This is a genomic window from Shewanella denitrificans OS217 (assembly GCF_000013765.1).
In the GTDB taxonomy this organism is placed as follows: Bacteria; Pseudomonadota; Gammaproteobacteria; order Enterobacterales; family Shewanellaceae; genus Shewanella; species Shewanella denitrificans.
In genome coordinates this window covers 1,114,918-1,132,017 of record NC_007954.1, presented here as the reverse complement: position 1 = coordinate 1,132,017, position 17,100 = coordinate 1,114,918, and the positions used below count along the sequence as shown (strand labels likewise).

The following is a 17,100-nucleotide window of genomic DNA, read 5'->3' as shown; positions in this document are numbered from 1 at the left end:
ACCAATAGGTGGTTTTCAAAATGATCAACTAAGCCCTAAGACCTGCTGCATATCATAGAGACCCGCATTTTGATCGTAAAGCCAAAATGCTGCCCTCATCGCCCCATTAGCATAGGTCATACGACTCGATGCCTTATGGGTAATTTCAATTCTTTCGCCGATATCGGCAAACATTGCGGTATGTTCGCCAACAATATCACCGGCTCTGATCGTAGAAAAACCTATGGTATTTCTGTCACGAGCACCTGTGATACCTTCGCGGCCATAGACGGCGCATTCTTCTAAATCACGGCCTAAAGTGTTGGCGATGATTTCCCCCATTTTCAATGCTGTGCCAGAAGGCGCATCTTTCTTGTGTCTATGGTGGGCTTCAATGATTTCAATATCTGTGTCTTGACCCATGACGGCGGTGGCCACTTCCAGCAGTTTCCACATCAAGTTCACACCTACAGACATGTTAGGTGAAAATACCACAGGGATCTGCTCGGCGCAGGCACTGATCTGCTCTTTTTGCGCATGGTTAAAACCTGTGGTGCCGATTACCATAGGTTTTTTATGGCGCAGACACCATTCCAAATGCAGCATAGAGGCATCTGGCGAGGTAAAATCAATCAAGACATCGAAGTCGTCTTTGACATTATCAAGGGAATCACAAATGGCAACATTCACACACCCCACACCAGCAAGCTCGCCCGCATCGGCGCCAATCAAGGTTGAACCTTGACGCTCAATAGCGGCACCTAAGGTGATCACGTCCTGATGCTTGGCGGCTTCGATTAGTACTCGGCCCATACGGCCACTGGCACCAACGACTGCAACTCTTACTTTAGTTGTCATAAACGCTCCAGAGCTATGCTTACTAACACTTGAAAATTTAACCCTTGATACAAAAACGCCTAAGTAAACTTAGGCGTTTTGATGAACTTAGATAATATCTAATAACTCGACTTCAAATACTAATGTCGAGAATGGCGGAATGGAAGCACCCGCGCCACGCTCGCCGTACGCCAAGTGGTGAGGCACGAATAATTTAAGCTTAGTGCCAACAGGCATTAACTGAAGTGCTTCAGTCCAACCCGCGATGACACCAGAAACTGGGAACTCGGCAGGCTGACCACGTGTAACAGATGAATCGAACACATCACCGTTAATGAATGTACCGTGGTAATGAGTGCGTACAGTAGACTCGTGTGTTGGCTTCTCGCCTTCACCTTGTACTAATACTTCATATTGAAGACCTGAATCCGTCACTACTACGCCATCACGCTTAGCATTTTCAGCAAGGAAGCTTTCGCCTTCTGCGCTAGCGGCATCAGCGGCAGCTTCTTGAGCTTCTTGTAAACGACGGCTGATTTCAGTGAAGGCAACTTGAAGGTCTTCCATAGACACAGCACTTTCTTTACCTTCGAATGCATCGGCTAGGCCTGCTTGTACAGCAGAAATATCAATACCTTCAAATGGATTGGCGGCTAATTGCTCACCCATTTGACGACCTACACCGTAACTGGCTTGCTGCTCTAAAGTGCTGAATACATCAGACATAAATAGTTTACTCTCAATTCACGTTAAAAATTTCACGGGAGTTTATCACAGATTAATCACCAATGTTGGCAAAAAAAAAGCAATTTTTGCTATTTAGCTATTTTTTACCAGGCTGAATGCATTTGGCCAATTGGGTTTCACGGGCTGCGAGATACAGCGGCGCCACACGCCCTTGTAATCCTTGCAAGTCTTGAATACGGCGCTCATTGGACGGATGAGTCGAAAGCAATTCAGGCCCCTGAGCCCCACCGGCTTTAGCCATGTTCTGCCAAAGCGTGATGCTCTGGCTAGGATCAAATCCAGCCTTGGCCATCAACTCAAGCCCCATGACATCCGCTTCACTTTCTTGGGTTCGACCAAAGGGCAAGATGTAACCTACCTTGGCCCCTAATCCTAGGGCTTGCATATATAAGTCTTTATTAGATACGCCGCCAGCGCCAAGGGCAACATCCGCAAGCTGTATGCCTAACCCCGTCATCTGTGCACGGGACACTTGTTCATTACCATGATGAGCTAACACGTGGGCGACTTCATGGCCTAAGACTGTGGCTAATTGATCTTGAGTGTTAGCTACATTCAATAAACCCGTGTAAACCCCGATAAAACCACCAGGGACCGCGAAGGCATTCACTTGATCAGATTCAAACAAGACTAGCTCCCAAGGTTTAGCCTCGCCCGGCAACACATCCGTTATCCGCTTAGCGACACAATTAACATAAGTGGTTAAGGCTTTATCTTTACTGACTTTCTGCTCTTGCTTCATAGAGGCAAAAGATTCGGCGCCCATTTTTTGCATTTGAGCTTCAGAAAACAACAGGGTCTGACTGCGACCTGTGGGTGATTGAGTACTCACACAGGCACTGAGAACAGTTGCAGCGAATAGACTTAATAGGGAATTGGCGATAATGGGTTTCATGGTTCACCTTAAAGAGAGACGGCGGGAGAATTATTTGATTCTACACAAGCTAAGGCTTTGTAGAAAGTGTGTAGAGTTTACTGCTCAGCTAATAATTCTTCATACAACAGTCACAAAAAAGCCCAAGCGTAACTTGGGCTTTTAGATAAGACTAGCTGTAATAGCTCAAACTTACATCTTGGTCTGCAGGTAATTCTGAATACCGATACGTTCGATTAGGCCTAATTGCTTTTCTAACCAATACATGTGATCAGATTCAGTGTCATCTAACAAGACTTCAAGAATTTCACGAGTCTGGTAATCGCCTTTCTGTTCGCAAAGCGCGATGACTTCACGCAGATGATTGGCAACCTTGTATTCATAATCCAGGTCATTCTGCATCATCTCTTTGACGTCTTTACCTATGTTTAGCGCTTCACGGCTAGCCACATCCGGCGTGCCTTCCAAAAATAGAATACGCTGAACCAATTTAGCTGCATGAACTTTTTCATCATCCGACTCATGGGCAATACGCTCATAGAGGGAATCGAGCCCCCAATCTTCATACATGTGAGCGTGAACAAAATACTGATCCATCGCCGATAATTCGCCGGTTAACAGACTATTTAAGGCTGCAATAACTTCTGGGTTGCCTTTCATGGCTGACTCCTTATTGAGTATTCAAGAGTTTAGTCAAGAATGTAGTCGAGTTTTAGTCGTTAACTTAATCGTTTATCTGCGACTGTAGATAATTCTGAATTCCGGTTTGCTTAATCAATTCGTGTTGCGACTCTATCCAATCTAAGTGCTCTTCTTCATCTTCTAGCAAGTCTTCGAGCAAATCGCGGCTAACATAATCACGTTCGGCTTCACATAGTTTGATCGCATCTCTCAGTGCCACAAGCTGCTCAGTCACCATGGCTAGATCGCAATCGAGCATCTCTTGGCTATGCTCGCCTATTCTTAACTTGTCCAGCTGCTGAAGATTGGGCAGCCCTTCAAGAAACAACACACGCTCAATCAATTTATCGGCGTGCTTCATGTCTTGGATGGATTTTTTGTATTCTTTCTCATTAAGCTTTTCAAGCCCCCAATGTTTAAACATACGGGCGTGAAGAAAATACTGGTTAATCGCGGTTAATTCACAGGTAAGTATGCGGTTTAACTGACTAATAACTTTAGGATGGCCTTTCATTTGCTGTCCTTAGGAGGGAATTGTGATCCAAATCAATATCGAACAGCATAATACATGCGAGACAATTAATCAAATATCGTTTATTTTCATCAACTTAAATAGTGATAACCATTATCATTAACACTCAGCTTTTTAGATGGTTCTTATTCGCTACATATAAAAAAAGCCTGCAAGCAGGCTTTTTATTGACTAGAAATGGTTAAGTCGTTAAATAGTTAAATAATGCGATTCTTGGCGAGCTTTTCGTTGCGCTCTTCTTCCTTGGCCATACGGCGCTTACGCTTATCACAGGGATCGTCGCAATCGCAGGCCTTCTCTATGCCTAAGACGCCCAAGCCACCACAGCTTCCTTCAACCGCTTTCTTCTTAACGAGATAGCCTACCGACATTAATAGAAAAAACACCATCAATACTACAAATGTCGCGATAAATGTGCTCATTGCTCTGCTCCAGCTAGTTTACATACGCTTTAAAGGCTTCACTGTAGAAGACCTGAAAACCTTGTTGCTGCTTCTCAATCAGCATTATTGCTAAATTTTGCTCTTTGGCAAGCGCCAATGATGCTTGTGTCCCTAATACCATCATAGCAGTGGCTAGGCCATCGGCGGTCATGCATTCGGGATGTAACACAGTGACAGAGGCTAATGTGTGCTTAATCGGCATACCCGTACGAGGGTCGATAAGATGAGAGAAGCGCTGGCCTTCATCTTCAAAGTAATTGCGATAATCACCAGAGGTTGCCAGTCCCATGGTACCTGGAGCTATCACTTGCTGGATCTCTCGGCCATCCGTTGTTGGCTGCTCTATGGCAATCCGCCATGGGCTGCTATCGTTTTTGCTGCCCTTAACTCTAAGTTCGCCGCCTATCTCCACCAGATAACCACTGACCTGATGTTGATCTAATAAGCTGGCAATCTTATCGACTCCAAAGCCTTTAGCTATCGCCGATAAATCGACATATATGCCGTCTTTTTGCTTGAGCAGCGCACCTTGACTCTCGGTCGCTTGAATTGCAAAGCCATCCATACCCGTTTTAGCTTTTGCCGCGGCAATCTCTTCAACCGTAGGTACGGTCAGAGGTTTCTTATCTGGGCCAAAGCCCCACAAATTGACCAAAGGCCCTAAAGTGATATCCAGCGCGCCAGAGGTCAGTTCATGCAAACGCTTGCCCTCTGCAATCACCTTTATGGTGTCACTTGATACTTGCACAGTTTCACCAACAGATAATTGGTTGAACTGTGATAACTCAGACGTCTTTCTATAGGTGGACATCTGATCGTTAACTTGCTCCAACGCCAAATCAATTTCAGCTTGCAAGGCCTTAGCCTCCAGCAAGCCTTCATGAGCATTGAGTTTAATGTTGTATGTGGTTCCCATAGTATTGCCAGATAAGGCAATCACTTCATTGGGCTGGCTACAAGCGCTGAGCAGCCAAATAAGGGCTAATAAACTAAGATTTTTTAGAGAGGGAGTCATCATAATAAGGATCGTCTCTTTAATAAAAAAATTGCAGCTTGTGAATACTCTGTCACCAGAACATCCGCAAGACTGCAATTTTGTTTTCATGAATAACTGAATTGAGGCTAAGAATTAACCGCCAAAGTCATCCAATAAGATGTTTTCATCTTCAACACCCAGATCTTTAAGCATGCTGATCACAGCCGCATTCATCATAGGTGGACCACACATGTAGAATTCACAATCTTCTGGTGCATCGTGGTCACGTAAGTAGTTTTCATACAATACGTTATGAATGAAACCTGTGTAACCAGTCCATTCATCTTCGGCTTGTGGATCTGACAGAGCAACGTGCCACTGGAAGTTTTCGTTCTCAGCCGCTAGGCCGTCAAAATCTTCCACATAGAACATCTCACGCTTAGAGCGCGCGCCGTACCAGAAACTCATCTTACGCTTAGACTTAAGACGCTTGAGCTGATCGAAAAGGTGTGAACGCATTGGTGCCATACCCGCACCACCACCGATAAATACCATTTCTGCGTCAGTATCTTTGGCAAAAAACTCACCAAATGGACCAGAAATTGTCACTTTATCACCCGCTTTTAAGCTCCAGATGTACGAAGACATCTTGCCACAAGGCAGGCTTAAGTTACGTGGTGGCGGCGTAGCAATACGCACGTTTAGCATTATGATGCCAAACTCTTCTGGGTAGTTAGCCATAGAGTATGCACGAATGGTTTCTTCATCAACTTTTGACTCAAGTTTAAAGAAACCAAAATGTTCCCAATCGCCACGGTATTTTGCTGGTACGTCGAAATCAGCATATTTCACATGGTGAGCAGGGGCTTCAATCTGAATATAACCACCGGCGCGGAACGGCACAGATTCACCATCTGGGATCTGTAGCTTAAGTTCTTTAATGAAGGTGGCTTTGTTATCGTTAGAAATAACGTCACATTCCCACTTCTTGATGCCGAAAATCTCTTCATCAAGTTCAATTTCCATATCAGATTTAACGTTAACCTGACATGAAAGACGACAACCGCCGCGGGCTTCACCCTTGCTGATGTGATCAAGTTCGGTTGGCAGAATATCACCACCACCAGACTTAATATTCACGCGACACTGACCACAAGAGCCACCGCCACCACAGGCACTTGACACGAAAATACCGTTGTCAGCTAACACACTAAGTAGCTTGCCACCCGCGCCTGTTGTAATCGCTTTATCTGCATCACCATTGATGCCAATGATGATATCACCACTTGCCACTAGCTTAGATTTAGCGAATAGAATCACTAAGACTAAGACTAAGACAATGGCGGTGAACATACCAACACCTAGATAGACTTCTAACATTAACTTATCCTTAAAGGTTCAGTTTAATCTGTCGTAGATGGGTCCCTTAAAGAGACACACCTGAGAACGACATGAAACCTAATGCCATTAGGCCTGCAGAGATAAAGGTAATACCTAAACCACGTAGCCCATTTGGCACATCAGAATACTTCATCTTTTCGCGAACAGCGGCCAGTAGAACTATGGCCAGTGCCCAACCGATACCAGAACCTACACCAAACACTAAACTTTCTGTTAGGTTGTAATCACGCTCAACCATGAAAGCAACCGCACCGAAGATGGCACAGTTCACTGTGATAAGTGGTAAGAAGATACCTAAGGCGTTGTACAAAGGCGGGAAATACTTATCTAAGGTCATTTCCAGAATTTGCACCAAAGCCGCGATAACACCGATGAAGGTAATGAACTTCAAGAAGCTCAAATCTGCATCAGGAACACCAGCCCAAGCTAATGCGCCCGGCGCTAAAATACCTTGGTAGATGATTTGGTTAGCAGGTACAGAAATCGCAAGTACCACGATAACCGCCACACCTAATCCCATCGCAGTGGTGACTTTCTTAGACACAGCTAAGAAAGTACACATACCTAAGAAGAAGGATAACGCCATGTTTTCAATGAAGACAGAGCGAATTAATAAACTAATATAATGTTCCATTTCGCTTATCCTTTTGCTTCTACTTGCTCTGGCTTATAGGTACGGATCACCCAGATCAAACCACCGATCAAGAAGAACGCGCTTGGAGGAAGTAGTAACAGACCATTGGGCTGGTACCAACCACCGTCAGAAATTTTGCTGAGGATTTCGATACCGAATAATGAACCGTTACCGAATAGTTCACGGAAGAAGCCAACGCCTAACAAAATAGCGCCATAGCCTAAACCATTACCTATACCATCCATAAAGCTCATCATAGGCGGTGTTTTCATCGCATACGCTTCAGCACGACCCATTACGATACAGTTAGTGATGATAAGGCCAACGAATACCGATAATTGCTTAGCAATTTCATAGGCATACGCTTGAAGGACTTGATCAACAACAATAACCAAAGACGCAATGATCGTCATCTGCACGATAATACGCACACTGCTTGGAATGTGATTGCGAATAAGTGAGATAAACAGGTTAGAAAACGCCGTTACCACAGTTAATGCCAATGACATTACCAAGGCTGTTTCCATTTTACTGGTTACAGCAAGCGCACTACACACACCCAAAATTTGCAATGCAATTGGGTTGTTATTGATGATAGGTCCTGTTAGAACCTGTTTCAGTTCTTTAACATCGGCCATTAGCTTAGCCCTCCGTTACGTGCCTTCTCAATAAAGCGGGCGAAACCTTCTTCGCCTAACCAGAATGTCAGCGAATGCTGCACACCGTTACTGGTTAATGTCGCACCTGATAGCGCATCTACACCGTGTACAGAATTAGCAATAGCGGGATTCTTAGTCACCTTAATGGCCAAGTTGCCTTGCTCATCATAGAGTTTCTTGTCAGTCCACTTAGCAATCCATTTTGGATTTTGGACTTCTCCGCCAAGACCCGGTGTTTCACCAGAACCAGTAAAGTCATAGTAAACTAAGCTTTGCACTGTGTTCATGTCAGGTGCTACGGCCAAGAAAGCAAACATGGTTGACCAAAGACCATAACCTTTAACAGGCATGATCACAGTCTGCAGGCTACCCGCTTCATCATTAACTAAGTAGATAACCGCACGGTTAGCAACACGCTTAACCGAGGCGATGTCGTTCTCAGGTTTGAATGAACGGCTTGGGTCACGAGCGGCTTTCTCCATATCGAAGGTATTACCATCGATACCTTCCACATAATCACCACTGGCAAGGTCAACCACTTTAGCAGTCACTAGACGCGCATAAGTCTCTTGAATTTGAGCCTTAGACACTTCCTCTTGCTTAGTGTTGATTAAACCCGCTGCTTCAAGAATGTATTTTTGCTTATCAAGCAATTTATTTTCTTGTTGGGTTGGCTTTAGCACTACCGCTGCTGTCGATACAAAAATAGAGCAGATTAAGCACAAGCCAACAACGATAAATAGCGTTCTTCCGAACGAATCTTTATTACTAGCCACGAGCGATCCTCCGCTTGATATTTGCCTGGACCACAAAATGGTCGAACAGTGGCGCAAATAAGTTAGCAAACAAAATTGCCAGCATCATGCCTTCAGGGAATGCAGGGTTAACCACACGGATAAACACCGCCATAGCGCCGATTAAGAAACCGTAGCCCCATTTTGCTTTGTTGGTAAATGAGGCAGACACAGGATCTGTCGCCATAAACATCATACCAAAAGCAAAACCACCTAAGACAAAGTGCCAGTACCAGGGCATGGCAAACATAGGGTTAGTGTCGCTACCGATAGCATTTAATAGGAAAGCAACCGCCATCATACCTAGCAATACCCCACCCACGATGCGCCACGAGGCGATACGCGTGTAGATAATCACTAAACCACCGAGCAAAATTGCTAAGGTCGATACTTCACCCACAGAACCAGGAATGAAACCTAGGAAAGCATTCCACCAGTCTTGATTAAGCGAATAATCTAACGTGCCTTGGGCAGCTTGGCTTAAGTGCGTCGCGCCGGAGAAACCGTCTGCAACCACCCAAGAGGTGTCGCCAGACATGTTTAGCGGGTAAGCGAAGAACAAGAAAGCACGGCCTGCTAATGCTGGGTTTAAGAAGTTACGACCCGTGCCACCGAAGACTTCCTTGGCGATAACCACACCGAAGGTAATACCTAAAGCCACCATCCATAACGGAATCGTTGCAGGTAAAGTCAAAGCGAACAGGATAGAGGTCACGAAGAAACCTTCGTTAACTTCATGACCACGAACGGCCGCAAATAGCACTTCCCAAATACCACCGACAACAAATGTCACTGCATAAATAGGTAGGAAGAAACACATGCCATACCAAAGTAAGGCTGGGATGCCAGAGCTTGCTGTCAGCTGCGTACCAAATAGGCCAAATAGGCTGGTTTGCCACACATCAGGAACCGCAAAGCCAGCGGCTAATGCTTCTTGCGCTTGGAAACCTACGTTATACATACCAAAAAACATGGCAGGTAAGGCGCAAGCCCAAACGGTAATCATCATACGCTTCAAGTCTAAATTATCGCGTACATGGGTTGTGCCTTTGTTCACTTTACCCGGCGTATAAAAACCCGTGTAAACCGCTTCAAAAAGCGCATACCACTTCTCGTATTTACCACCCTTTTCAAACTGGGGTTCAATACGTTTGAAAAAATCTTTCAAGCCCATTAGCCTTCCCTCTCGATCGTATCTAAACAGTCGCGTAAATATGAACCATAGTCATACTTACCAGGACACACGAAAGTACATAATGCCAAATCTTCTTCGTCGAGTTCTAATGCGCCAAGGGTCACTGCGCTGTCAAAATCACCAGAAAGCAGATCTCTTAGTAACAATGTCGGTAACACATCCAGTGGCACAACACGTTCATAGTTACCAATGGGTACCATGGCGCGCTCTGAACCACCCGTGCTTGTCGTCATATTGAATAAACGAGAAGGACTTAAATGGCTTAGGAATGAACGAGTAATAGAGAACTTATCTCCACCAGGCATAGCCCAGCCGAAAAACTCTTGCTCACGACCTTCTTCTAGCACAGTGATCTGCTGGTGATAACGTCCTGCATAAGCGTGAACGCCTGCTGCAGTACGACCATTGAGCACAGAACCTGAAATCACACGCACGTCACCGGCTTGAGTCTCATCAGCCATAAGCTCAACCAAGCTTGCACCTAAACGGCTGCGCACTAGACGAGGCTTTTTAGCTTTAGGGCCACCAATAGCAAATACACGCTCAGTGTTTAACACACCTTGAGTGAATAACTGGCCAATGGCGATCACGTCTTGATAACCTATGTGCCACACACTGCGCTTGGCAGAGGCGGGTAAAAGATTATGGATGTGCGTTCCCACTAAACCTGCTGGATGAATGCCGGCAAACTCTTCAACTTGAGCATTGGCTGCTGGAATATCCGCACCCGGTGCTTTACAGAGGAAAACTTTACCTTCTGTTAGTTTGGCGAGTAAGGTTAAGCCATTGGCAAAGTCGTCTTTATGCTCGGCGATAACCACAGCAGGATCTGCCGCTAACGGTTGAGTATCGATGGCAGTAACGAAAATACCGGCAGCTGTCGCATCGACGGCTGGGACTTTACTGAATGGGCGGGTACGCAAAGCGGTCCATAAACCTGAATCAATCAGATTAGTACGAACTAGCTGAGCATCTAACGTCGCCAACGAGCCAGCATCATGCTTTGAGAACGCGACACTATCGTCACCCTCAACGGCAATCACCACTGACTGAAGTACGCGTTTTGCGCCTCGATTAATTTCTAATATAGTACCACTGGCTAAAGCCGTATATTTAACGCCTAAATTCTTCTTATCTTCAAAAAGAACCTGACCTTTTTGTACTTTGTCGCCCACTTTGATTTTCATCGTTGGACGTAAGCCAATATACTCTTCACCCAAAGTAGCTACATGGTTAATGGCTGGGCCATTATGGATAACTTGCTCTGGTCCGCCTGTTATAGGCAGTTCCAATCCTTTCTTAATTGTAATCATATCCACAAGCACTACGTTTGAAGGAAAGACAATGCGCCGCGTTCCTGCCCAAAAAACAAAATGTTTACAAACACTTCGGCATTGAGCTAGCGCAGATTTGTTTACTTAATGCGATCGCAATCACGCTGGTCGCGCGCATTTTACCCCAATTGCCTTACTATCGCCACGAAAATTATAGGTGTTTAAATCACTAAGGTAATTGTTTTATAACAATGAAGTTCGGCTTATCCTTTGGATAATAATGATTCATCTAAGGTTAACTCGGCGTTCTGATTCACCCCAATTCCCGCTGAAATGATGTCTTGAGCTATGGCTTTCGCTTGAGGTAAAGAATGCATTTCAAAGGTGCCACATTGAAACTCATTAAGTTCTGGAATATCTTCCTGTTTAGTGACTTGCAACACATCTTCCATGGCATGCAACCAAGCATTGGCCACCTCTTGCTCTTTGGGCGTGCCGATAAGACTCATGTAAAAACCCGTGCGACATCCCATAGGTGAGATATCTATGACTTCAACTGACTCACTATTGAGGTGATTTCGCATAAAGCCGGCAAATAAATGCTCTAAGGTATGTATGCCCCGCTCCGACAGTATGGCTTTATTAGGCACACAAAAACGTAAATCAAACACGGTAATCGCATCACCCTTAGGGGTGTTCATCTGTTTGGCAACACGCACGGCTGGCGCCTGCATACGGGTATGATCTACGGTAAAACTGTCCAATAATGGCATCATGCACTCCAGGAAATATTTAAGAAATAAGGTTTAAACAATAGATTAACCATCAAATAGGCATAAAACACCATAAAGCTTAGTAGATGAATAGATTTCAACAAGGTATTGAAAATAAAACTTATAGACAAAAAAGCCCACGTTAATGTGGGCTTTATCTCAACAGGGCTAACAGGGTTAGCCTTTGCAATTTGGGGTGCGCGGCACGGCATCGAGTGCTTGCCATTCCGCTTGGGTATAAGTATTAATCGACAAGGCATGCACACCATTTTCAAGTTCGAATGCCAATGCTTGATTCACTTCTCTATGGCGAGCCAATGGGCGTTTATCAGCAAAGCTGTCACTGACAATGACCACCTTAAAATGGGTTTCTGAGTTAGGCGGCACATGGTGACGATGGCTTTCATTGAGCACTTCTAAGTGCTCTGGATTAAACAACTGGCTCAGCTTTTCAGTTATAACGTGTTCAGTGCTCATGGCAAACTCAATTAAACGGCCTCTAATCCACGAAGAGTACTTATTCGGGGCTCAAAAATCAAACCTTGTGCCTTTGAATGCGAACTCACCGGCAAATCATTTAGGGCCAGGCCCAACTCAGGGCTGATGAAGCCGCTATATAAGATGATTATCCCTTTGGGGCACAAGCTCCCTAAACGTGAGGTTTATTCTCGGCGCTTTGACCTTAGCTCGCCTAGGCACGGCATGCTGCCAAGTTTGTTGCATGCCAGGCTGCATGATAAGCAAATCCCCCGAGACTAAAGGTAAGGTAAAGGTCTCTTGGCTGCGCTTGTGGCGAATTTGAAAGTCTCGCGTCGCACCGATACTGATAGACGCTATGCTGGAAGGTTTGCGAATTTCAGCTTCATCATCGCTGTGCCAGCCCACAGTATCTTGGCCATCAGCATAAAAATTCACTAACACGCCATTGAACACTAAGCCCAATTCGGCTTGCAATCTTTGCCTCAGCTGCATGAGCAATGCAGGCCAAGGTGTAGGGCTAATAAAGAGTGATGCATAGCGATAGCCACAGTCTTCATCGGCAAACCAAACTTGTTGACGAGGGATAGGATGAAGTTTGCCATAAACCTCAATCTGAGGGCGCTCAAAAGGATAGCTTTTAGCATCATCCAATAAAGCCTGCTGCTCTTGAACGCTCAAAAATCCCGTTAACCAAGTCACAGGCGGGGATTTCCTTACCTTGTGTTCACAACGTTCGCCTAAATCAGCTCCCTTAGCGCCACTGCCATGAGCATTGTTATGGCGCTCAATAAAGTCAAAGCTTACTTGCTGCAATGACCCATCTTGCCTCAAACTCGCAGGATTTGCGCCTGCAGAATTAGCATCAGCAGTTTGTGATTCTTTAGCGTGAATGGAAGACATTGTTTCAGCCATTGGCTGCTGGCGCATCTAAGGCTAACGCCGCTTGGATAACATCAAGGTGGGCGCTCACCCAAGCACTGCTGATAGGTCCCCAACTACAGATTTGATAATACCCTGCATTATGACGTTCTTTGGTCTGCACAAATTCAAACTCGATACCTATGTCACCAAAGGCTGCGATAGTGTCTTGCAGGGTGCGCCTTGGCATTTGAGTGAGTGCCTGCAAACTCGGCAGATTATGCCTGTCCTCAGTCATTAAATGAGCCAAATACAATTTGCGGTAAAATGCTTTCTGGGATTTAGTGGTCACTTAATCCATCCTATATCGAGGAAACTGAGTTAATGTTAAGTTTAATTCCCTCTAATCTATATCAATCCAGAAGAATAATGAAACCTCTTCTGCAGTGGAGATAAGCATGACGAACTTAACCACCCAAGGCCGGCAAGCCACAAGCCCTGAGGCAATACTGCAGTTTTGGTTTGAAGACATAAGCCCCAAGCAATGGTGGGTAAAAGATCTGCAGTTTGATGCCCTACTGCGCCAAGATTACCAAGGGTTATTGCAGCAAGCTATGGCGGGAGAATTGTGGCAATGGCGCACTAGCGATGGGGGGCGTTTAGCGGAAATTATTGTATTAGATCAATTCTCCCGTAATATTTATCGCAATACCCCACAAGCGTTTGCCGCCGATGCTCAAGCGTTAACCTTGGCACAAGAAGCCGTCACCGCAGGCTGCTTGACCCGTTTATCCCCGTTGCAAGCCCCTTTTATGCTAATGCCCTACATGCACAGTGAGTCAGTGCTTATCCACCAGCAAGCTGTGCCCTTGTTTGAGCGATATGCCCAAAACAACCTCGACTTTGAGCTAAAGCATCAAGCCATTATTCATCAGTTTGGTCGCTATCCCCACAGGAACGCTATCCTCAATCGAAGTTCAAGCGCCGAAGAAACTGAATTTTTACAACAACCGGGTTCAAGTTTTTAAGCGAGTGAGCAGGCGCTCACTCTGGCACAAAGCCTCATTAAATCTGTACTAAAACAGTAGTAAAACAGTATTAAAGCTGCGAGGCTTAAGCACTGCACGACTTGACCCCTGCCTTATTTGACCACCAACACTATTTGACCACCAGCACTGGGCACTTAGCCAAATTCGCCACAGCTTCGGCGACATTCTCATGGAGAAAGTGGCTAAAACCGGTTCGACCGTGGCTCGCCAGCACCACCATGCCAACGTCGCCCGCATTGGCTTCGGCGATGATTTCGGTGGCCGCATCACCGCGGCGAATTTGAGTTTCAACGCTTAAGTTAGTGTCTAATTCAGAGAGTAATTGCTGCATGCGATTAGCGGCAGCAAGTTCCATGTTTTGGGCCAACTCTTCTGGACTAATGGATAAAATCATGTAGTTCTCGTCCCCAACGGGCTGAGGCACCACATGTAAAATTTTGATCCCAACTTGATATAAGTTGGCCATTTCGATGGCATAACTGAGTGCATGGGACGCCGTATCAGAAAAATCCGTTGGCCATAAAATCGTACCTTTACGCATATTCACCTCCAATTATTGCAAATCCGGCATCTCGCCCACTTAAAACCCATTCATTGATAGTAATCCGTTTACCCCAGCTTGCGTAGCTTTGCTCAAATTATACCTAGAGTGTATAAGTCATCGACGAGGTAAAATGTGACCAATAACGGTATTTACCTTGCTACTACGGCCATTTTGTACAAAAATACCCCAAACCCGACTGATTAGTCGGTTTGCCATTAATCAAAAGGAATCGCAAATGAATTTGGCCATAGACTCAGCAGCGGCGAGCATTAACGCAATGCAAGTCACCTTTAACGAGCAGCGCAAGCATTTCAATGCCTCCTTAGCCCCCAGCTATGAATTAAGGGTGGTGAAGCTCACTCAGCTTAAACAACAGATCATCAAGTACCAGACTCAGTTAATCACAGCGCTGAGTCATGATTACGGCCACAGATCTCACCATGACAGCCTAATCGCAGACATCTTGCCTTGCATTAATCACATTAATTACAGCCTCAAGCAGCTTAAATCTTGGATGCGTCCCAGCCGGCGACACGCGGGATTGTTACTGTCTCCCGCCAAAGTCACAGTGCAATATCAACCTCTTGGCGTCATTGGCATCATAGTGCCATGGAATTTCCCTGTGATGTTGTCCATGGGGCCATTAGTCACAGCCCTAGCGGCAGGCAATAATGCCATGTTGAAAATGTCTGAGTTCACCCCTGAGACTAACAAGGTCATTCATCAATTATTGGCTGATATTTTCGCCCCTACAGAGGTCGCCATAGTAGAAGGCGAAGCCGAGGTTGCAGCGGCATTTTCATCCTTGCCGTTTAATCATTTGCTCTTTACCGGCTCCACTCAGGTGGGCCGTCATGTAATGTGCGCCGCCGCCGAAAACTTAACCCCTGTAACCTTAGAACTTGGCGGTAAATCGCCGACTATTATTGCCGATGACATGCCCATCGAACTTGCGGTAGAGCGGATGATTTACGGAAAATGCCTTAATGCTGGGCAAATTTGTATCGCGCCGGATTATGTCCTCTGTCCAAGAGACAAGCTCGAGTCCTTCATTCAGGCCTATTGCAAGCACTTCCAAAAAATGTACCCGGATTTTGAGCATAATCAGGACTATGGCAATATCATCAACGCCAGACAATTGCAGCGCTTACAAGAAACCCTTGCTGATGCCAAGGCCAAAGGCGCCACCATAATCCCAGCGGCGCCATCTGGCTCAGGCAGTAAATTAGCCACTCAATTGATCACTGACGTTACCCCAGAGATGACTGTGATGCAGGCAGAAATCTTCGGCCCATTATTGCCAATTATTCCTTATGATGATCTCGATGACGCCATCCATTATATAAACGCCCACGACAGGCCGCTGGCGCTATACATCATGAGTTTAAGCAAACAAGTGCAGCAAGCTATTTTGACTAAGACTCATTCTGGCGGCGTATCCATCAATGAAACCTTGCTTCACGTCGCCGCCGATGATGCGCCTTTTGGTGGTATCGGGCCTTCTGGCATGGGGCATTATCATGGCAAAGAAGGTTTCTTAACCTTCAGCCATGCTAAAACTGTGCTTAATAGTGGCCGCTTTAGCACAAGTAAATTTGTCCACCCACCCTATGGCAACAAACTGCAAGCCTTACTGTTGAAATTTTTCCTTCGATAAGGATTTCGCCCCTAGAGATGAGCCTTGTGGCTCATCCTTAATACCTGTCTCTCGATACAAAAAGGACCATTCCTTGACCAGTCGCGCCCTTGAAAATAAACCCGCCACCAATAAGCGCCAAGCCATTTTAGATACCGCCTTGAATTTGTTTGTCACTCAGGGTTTTCATGGCAGCTCGACCGCGCAAATAGCCCGTCAGGCTGGGGTTGCCACAGGGACCTTATTTCATCACTTTTCATCGAAGGAAATGTTATTAAACGAACTCTTTCTATCGATTAAACAAGAGTTTGCCGAAGACATCTTGCAGGTGTTTCAAGGATTGGATTTAGATACTCATCCGCAACGAAGCCTTAAAGCTTCTGCTCAAAAATTGTGGAACAGGGCCATAGACTGGGCCATAGCCAATCCCATCAAACAGCGATTTTTCTTACTTTATGCCTTATCCCCTGAACTTGCCGTTGATGTACGTGAGCAAGCCATGAACTCTATATTGGGCTTTATTTCGAAGCTGTTGACCCAAGGGCAAGCCATGGGAGAAATTGTCACTTTCCCCCTAGGGCTGATGCTAGACAATTGCCATGGCCAATACTTGGCCAGCATTCGTTTTTTTACCGACTATCCCGCACTTGGCCAAGACCCACTGCACAGAGAAGCAAGCTTCGAACTGTTTTGGCGCTCCATTAAAGCCTAAGCTCGCCCATGAACCCTCAAGT

At 45.6% G+C, this 17,100-nt stretch carries 21 protein-coding genes; 3 read left to right on the top strand and 18 right to left on the bottom strand.

The genetic code is table 11. The annotated features are described in order from the left end of the window. Positions 1-24: 24 nt before the first annotated feature. The 17 genes from dapB to SDEN_RS05090 form a co-directional block, all read right to left on the bottom strand. Positions 25-837 carry a 4-hydroxy-tetrahydrodipicolinate reductase gene (dapB, locus tag SDEN_RS05170; RefSeq protein ID WP_011495446.1) on the bottom strand — a complete coding sequence of 271 codons (813 nt, stop codon included), beginning with the start codon at positions 835-837 and terminating at the stop codon, positions 25-27. 87 nt (positions 838-924) lie between these two features. Continuing rightward, positions 925-1,542, bottom strand: coding sequence for an FKBP-type peptidyl-prolyl cis-trans isomerase (locus SDEN_RS05165; protein WP_011495445.1), 618 nt, complete (start codon positions 1,540-1,542; stop codon positions 925-927). A 97-nt stretch (positions 1,543-1,639) separates the two neighbouring features. Next, entirely contained in the window at positions 1,640-2,458 is an 819-nt protein-coding gene (locus SDEN_RS05160; RefSeq protein WP_011495444.1) for a M48 family metallopeptidase, read from the bottom strand. 171 nt (positions 2,459-2,629) lie between these two features. Then, the gene (bfr, locus tag SDEN_RS05155; protein WP_011495443.1) at positions 2,630-3,097 is read right to left on the bottom strand and encodes a bacterioferritin; all 468 of its coding nucleotides are present in this window, start codon (positions 3,095-3,097) and stop codon (positions 2,630-2,632) included. A 64-nt stretch (positions 3,098-3,161) separates the two neighbouring features. After that, positions 3,162-3,632, bottom strand: coding sequence for a bacterioferritin (gene bfr / locus SDEN_RS05150; RefSeq protein ID WP_011495442.1), 471 nt, complete (start codon positions 3,630-3,632; stop codon positions 3,162-3,164). A 215-nt stretch (positions 3,633-3,847) separates the two neighbouring features. Continuing rightward, positions 3,848-4,072, bottom strand: a complete 225-nt coding sequence (gene nqrM / locus SDEN_RS05145) for a (Na+)-NQR maturation NqrM (RefSeq protein WP_011495441.1) — start codon at positions 4,070-4,072, stop codon at positions 3,848-3,850. Between the two features lie 13 nt (positions 4,073-4,085). Continuing rightward, positions 4,086-5,111: an FAD:protein FMN transferase gene (locus tag SDEN_RS05140; RefSeq protein WP_408640231.1), complete on the bottom strand. Its 1,026-nt coding sequence runs from the start codon at positions 5,109-5,111 to the stop codon at positions 4,086-4,088. Between the two features lie 111 nt (positions 5,112-5,222). Beyond that, the gene (gene nqrF, locus SDEN_RS05135) at positions 5,223-6,449 is read right to left on the bottom strand and encodes an NADH:ubiquinone reductase (Na(+)-transporting) subunit F (protein ID WP_011495439.1); all 1,227 of its coding nucleotides are present in this window, start codon (positions 6,447-6,449) and stop codon (positions 5,223-5,225) included. A 46-nt stretch (positions 6,450-6,495) separates the two neighbouring features. Beyond that, positions 6,496-7,104, bottom strand: coding sequence for an NADH:ubiquinone reductase (Na(+)-transporting) subunit E (gene nqrE, locus SDEN_RS05130; RefSeq protein ID WP_011495438.1), 609 nt, complete (start codon positions 7,102-7,104; stop codon positions 6,496-6,498). Between the two features lie 5 nt (positions 7,105-7,109). Next, positions 7,110-7,742 carry an NADH:ubiquinone reductase (Na(+)-transporting) subunit D gene (locus SDEN_RS05125; protein ID WP_011495437.1) on the bottom strand — a complete coding sequence of 211 codons (633 nt, stop codon included), beginning with the start codon at positions 7,740-7,742 and terminating at the stop codon, positions 7,110-7,112. Continuing rightward, on the bottom strand, positions 7,742-8,539 hold the full coding sequence (locus SDEN_RS05120; protein ID WP_011495436.1) for a Na(+)-translocating NADH-quinone reductase subunit C: 798 nt from the start codon (positions 8,537-8,539) through the stop codon (positions 7,742-7,744). The genes SDEN_RS05125 and SDEN_RS05120 overlap by 1 nt, the downstream gene beginning before the upstream one ends. Further along, positions 8,532-9,731 carry an NADH:ubiquinone reductase (Na(+)-transporting) subunit B gene (locus SDEN_RS05115; protein ID WP_011495435.1) on the bottom strand — a complete coding sequence of 400 codons (1,200 nt, stop codon included), beginning with the start codon at positions 9,729-9,731 and terminating at the stop codon, positions 8,532-8,534. The genes SDEN_RS05120 and SDEN_RS05115 overlap by 8 nt, the downstream gene beginning before the upstream one ends. Next, positions 9,731-11,065 (bottom strand): Na(+)-translocating NADH-quinone reductase subunit A, encoded by a 1,335-nt coding sequence (locus SDEN_RS05110; protein WP_011495434.1) that lies wholly within the window; start codon positions 11,063-11,065, stop codon positions 9,731-9,733. Before SDEN_RS05110 ends, SDEN_RS05115 begins: the two co-directional genes overlap by 1 nt. 224 nt (positions 11,066-11,289) lie before the next feature. Then, complete coding sequence (gene luxS / locus SDEN_RS05105) at positions 11,290-11,799, bottom strand: S-ribosylhomocysteine lyase (RefSeq protein ID WP_011495433.1); 510 nt, start codon at positions 11,797-11,799, stop codon at positions 11,290-11,292. A 177-nt stretch (positions 11,800-11,976) separates the two neighbouring features. Beyond that, positions 11,977-12,276: a BolA family protein gene (locus SDEN_RS05100; RefSeq protein ID WP_011495432.1), complete on the bottom strand. Its 300-nt coding sequence runs from the start codon at positions 12,274-12,276 to the stop codon at positions 11,977-11,979. Positions 12,277-12,411: 135 nt separating this feature from the next. Next, complete coding sequence (locus SDEN_RS05095) at positions 12,412-13,179, bottom strand: alpha-ketoglutarate-dependent dioxygenase AlkB family protein (RefSeq protein WP_011495431.1); 768 nt, start codon at positions 13,177-13,179, stop codon at positions 12,412-12,414. A gap of 4 nt (positions 13,180-13,183) precedes the next feature. Beyond that, positions 13,184-13,489 (bottom strand): winged helix-turn-helix domain-containing protein, encoded by a 306-nt coding sequence (locus SDEN_RS05090; RefSeq protein WP_011495430.1) that lies wholly within the window; start codon positions 13,487-13,489, stop codon positions 13,184-13,186. A 106-nt stretch (positions 13,490-13,595) separates the two neighbouring features. Between SDEN_RS05090 and SDEN_RS05085 the strand changes: the two genes are divergently transcribed. After that, the gene (locus SDEN_RS05085; RefSeq protein WP_011495429.1) at positions 13,596-14,165 is read left to right on the top strand and encodes a DUF924 family protein; all 570 of its coding nucleotides are present in this window, start codon (positions 13,596-13,598) and stop codon (positions 14,163-14,165) included. Positions 14,166-14,295: 130 nt separating this feature from the next. On the opposite strand, the gene SDEN_RS05080 is transcribed toward SDEN_RS05085, so the two are convergent. Beyond that, positions 14,296-14,727, bottom strand: coding sequence for a universal stress protein (locus SDEN_RS05080; RefSeq protein ID WP_011495428.1), 432 nt, complete (start codon positions 14,725-14,727; stop codon positions 14,296-14,298). A gap of 250 nt (positions 14,728-14,977) precedes the next feature. Here SDEN_RS05080 and SDEN_RS05075 point away from each other — a divergent pair, with 250 nt between their 5' ends. Together SDEN_RS05075 and SDEN_RS05070 are read left to right on the top strand one after the other, a co-directional pair. After that, positions 14,978-16,387: a coniferyl aldehyde dehydrogenase gene (locus SDEN_RS05075; RefSeq protein ID WP_408640235.1), complete on the top strand. Its 1,410-nt coding sequence runs from the start codon at positions 14,978-14,980 to the stop codon at positions 16,385-16,387. A 73-nt stretch (positions 16,388-16,460) separates the two neighbouring features. After that, entirely contained in the window at positions 16,461-17,078 is a 618-nt protein-coding gene (locus tag SDEN_RS05070) for a TetR/AcrR family transcriptional regulator (protein ID WP_011495426.1), read from the top strand. The last annotated feature ends 22 nt before the right edge of the window (positions 17,079-17,100 follow it).

Coding starts and splice junctions, on each gene's coding strand:
- dapB (WP_011495446.1), bottom strand. CDS start 837: ATGACAACTAAAGTAAGAGTTGCAGTCGTTGGTGCCAGTGGCCGTATG.
- SDEN_RS05165 (WP_011495445.1), bottom strand. CDS start 1,542: ATGTCTGATGTATTCAGCACTTTAGAGCAGCAAGCCAGTTACGGTGTA.
- SDEN_RS05160 (WP_011495444.1), bottom strand. CDS start 2,458: ATGAAACCCATTATCGCCAATTCCCTATTAAGTCTATTCGCTGCAACT.
- bfr (WP_011495443.1), bottom strand. CDS start 3,097: ATGAAAGGCAACCCAGAAGTTATTGCAGCCTTAAATAGTCTGTTAACC.
- bfr (WP_011495442.1), bottom strand. CDS start 3,632: ATGAAAGGCCATCCTAAAGTTATTAGTCAGTTAAACCGCATACTTACC.
- nqrM (WP_011495441.1), bottom strand. CDS start 4,072: ATGAGCACATTTATCGCGACATTTGTAGTATTGATGGTGTTTTTTCTA.
- SDEN_RS05140 (WP_408640231.1), bottom strand. CDS start 5,111: ATGATGACTCCCTCTCTAAAAAATCTTAGTTTATTAGCCCTTATTTGG.
- nqrF (WP_011495439.1), bottom strand. CDS start 6,449: ATGTTAGAAGTCTATCTAGGTGTTGGTATGTTCACCGCCATTGTCTTA.
- nqrE (WP_011495438.1), bottom strand. CDS start 7,104: ATGGAACATTATATTAGTTTATTAATTCGCTCTGTCTTCATTGAAAAC.
- SDEN_RS05125 (WP_011495437.1), bottom strand. CDS start 7,742: ATGGCCGATGTTAAAGAACTGAAACAGGTTCTAACAGGACCTATCATC.
- SDEN_RS05115 (WP_011495435.1), bottom strand. CDS start 9,731: ATGGGCTTGAAAGATTTTTTCAAACGTATTGAACCCCAGTTTGAAAAG.
- SDEN_RS05110 (WP_011495434.1), bottom strand. CDS start 11,065: ATGATTACAATTAAGAAAGGATTGGAACTGCCTATAACAGGCGGACCA.
- luxS (WP_011495433.1), bottom strand. CDS start 11,799: ATGCCATTATTGGACAGTTTTACCGTAGATCATACCCGTATGCAGGCG.
- SDEN_RS05100 (WP_011495432.1), bottom strand. CDS start 12,276: ATGAGCACTGAACACGTTATAACTGAAAAGCTGAGCCAGTTGTTTAAT.
- SDEN_RS05095 (WP_011495431.1), bottom strand. CDS start 13,179: ATGTCTTCCATTCACGCTAAAGAATCACAAACTGCTGATGCTAATTCT.
- SDEN_RS05085 (WP_011495429.1), top strand. CDS start 13,596: ATGACGAACTTAACCACCCAAGGCCGGCAAGCCACAAGCCCTGAGGCA.
- SDEN_RS05080 (WP_011495428.1), bottom strand. CDS start 14,727: ATGCGTAAAGGTACGATTTTATGGCCAACGGATTTTTCTGATACGGCG.